At 52.8% G+C, this 2,500-nt stretch carries 1 tRNA gene and 2 rRNA genes (1 of these 3 cut by a window edge); all 3 read left to right on the top strand.

Features of this window, described 5'->3' with window-relative positions:
• Window positions 1-2,059, top strand: a 23S ribosomal RNA gene (locus tag SHM7688_RS16215) (it extends 802 nt beyond the left edge of the window).
• Between the two features lie 100 nt (window positions 2,060-2,159).
• Window positions 2,160-2,274, top strand: a 5S ribosomal RNA gene (rrf, locus tag SHM7688_RS16210).
• Between the two features lie 149 nt (window positions 2,275-2,423).
• Window positions 2,424-2,500 (top strand) — tRNA-Met (locus tag SHM7688_RS16205).

The following is a 2,500-nucleotide window of genomic DNA, read 5'->3' as shown; positions in this document are numbered from 1 at the left end:
AAGGCCAATCAAACTCGGAGATAGCTGGTTCTCTGCGAAATCTATTTAGGTAGAGCGTCATCTGAATACCCCGGGGGGTAGAGCACTGGATGGGTAATGGGGCCCCACAGGCTTACTGATCCTAACCAAACTCCGAATACCCGGGAGTACTAGATGGCAGACACACTGCGGATGCTAACGTCCGTAGTGGAGAGGGAAACAACCCTGACCTACGACTAAGGCCCCTAATTCATGGCTAAGTGGGAAAGCAGGTGGGACGACCAAAACAACCAGGAGGTTGGCTTAGAAGCAGCCATCCTTTAAAGATAGCGTAACAGCTCACTGGTCTAAATAAGTTGTCCTGCGGCGAAGATGTAACGGGGCTCAAGCCATGAGCCGAAGTCTAGGATGCACATAGTGCATGGTAGCAGAGCGTAGTGTGACATAGTACTCATCCTCTTCTATCGCGTTGTTATGCGAGCGTTTAGCGCGCTCAAGTAGCGAAGCGGTAGCGCAGGATAGAGTGCTTTCGATGAAGCGGGCGCGTGAGCGATCCCGTGGAGAGATCACTAGTGAGAATGATGACATGAGTAGCGACAAAGAGTGTGAGAGACACTCTCGCCGAAAGTCCAAGGGTTCCTGCTTAAAGCTAATCTGAGCAGGGTAAGCCGGCCCCTAAGCCGAGGCCGAAAGGCGTAGGCGATGGGAACTAGGTTAATATTCCTAGGCCAGGAGGATGTGACGGATCATGAAGGTTGTTTGCCCTTATCGGATTGGGCAGGCCGCTGATTGGTTCCTGGAAATAGCCCTCCATGAGACCGTACCCTAAACCAACACAGGTGGACTGGTAGAGCATACCAAGGCGCTTGAGAGAACGATGTTGAAGGAACTCGGCAAAATACCTCCGTAAGTTCGCGAGAAGGAGGCCCAGTTTCTACGCAAGTATTGGCTGGGGGCACAAACCAGGGGGTGGCGACTGTTTACTAAAAACACAGGGCTCTGCGAAGTCGCAAGACGACGTATAGGGTCTGACGCCTGCCCGGTGCCTGAAGGTTAAAAGGAGGGGTGAGAGCTCTGAATTGAAGCCCAGGTAAACGGCGGCCGTAACTATAACGGTCCTAAGGTAGCGAAATTCCTTGTCGGGTAAGTTCCGACCTGCACGAATGGCGTAACGACTTCCCCGCTGTCTCCAACATCGACTCAGCGAAATTGAATTGCCTGTCAAGATGCAGGCTTCCCGCGGTTAGACGGAAAGACCCCGTGCACCTTTACTACAGCTTCACACTGGCATCAGGCCATGCATGTGCAGGATAGGTGGTGGGCTTTGAAACCATGACGCCAGTCATGGTGGAGCCTCCCTTGAGATACCACCCTTGCATTGCTTGATGTCTAACCGCGGTCCGTTATCCGGATCCGGGACCCTGTGTGGCGGGTAGTTTGACTGGGGCGGTCGCCTCCTAAAGCGTAACGGAGGCGCGCGAAGGTTGGCTCAGAGCGGTCGGAAATCGCTCGTTGAGTGCAATGGCAGAAGCCAGCCTGACTGCGAGACTGACAAGTCGAGCAGAGTCGAAAGACGGCCATAGTGATCCGGTGGTCCCGAGTGGAAGGGCCATCGCTCAACGGATAAAAGGTACGCCGGGGATAACAGGCTGATACTGCCCAAGAGTCCATATCGACGGCAGTGTTTGGCACCTCGATGTCGGCTCATCTCATCCTGGGGCTGGAGCAGGTCCCAAGGGTACGGCTGTTCGCCGTTTAAAGAGGTACGTGAGCTGGGTTTAGAACGTCGTGAGACAGTTCGGTCCCTATCTGCCGTGGGTGTAGGATACTTGAGAGGAGTTGCCCCTAGTACGAGAGGACCGGGGTGAACGATCCACTGGTGGACCTGTTGTTGCGCCAGCAGCAGTGCAGGGTAGCTATGATCGGACAGGATAACCGCTGAAGGCATCTAAGCGGGAAGCCCCCCTCAAAACAAGGTATCCCTGAGGACCGAGGTAGACCACCTCGTCGATAGGCCAGAGATGTAAGTGCGGTAACGCATTCAGTTGACTGGTACTAATGGTCCGATAGGCTTGATTTGATCCAGTAAAAGAAAGACTTATACTGAAAATCAAAAGCATACACAAAACACAGTCGTACAGAACTTGGACAACACAAACCGATTTGAGCTGTTTACTCGGTTTGGTGATCATAGCGCGAGTGAAACACCCGGTCCCATCCCGAACCCGGCCGTTAAGCACCGTAGCGCCGATGGTACTGCATCTTAAGGTGTGGGAGAGTAGGTCATCGCCAAACCTAGTAAACAACTCAGATCTATATCTCTCAAAACGATACAAAAAATACCTTCAGAACATAAAAAACGTCCTGAAGGGCGACAACGCTCTAAGCTAAAAGCTAAATGAGCAAATAGCCGAAAAGCCAAATTGGCAAAAAGGCAAAAGCGTCGCGGGATGGAGCAGCCCGGTAGCTCGTCAGGCTCATAACCTGAAGGTCGTAGGTTCAAATCCTACTCCCGCAACCA

The sequence above is a fragment of the Shimia marina genome (assembly GCF_001458175.1).
Lineage (GTDB): Bacteria > Pseudomonadota > Alphaproteobacteria > Rhodobacterales > Rhodobacteraceae > Shimia > Shimia marina.
The sequence above is the reverse complement of the archived record's forward strand: the minus strand, read 5'-3'. Positions and strand labels throughout refer to the sequence as shown.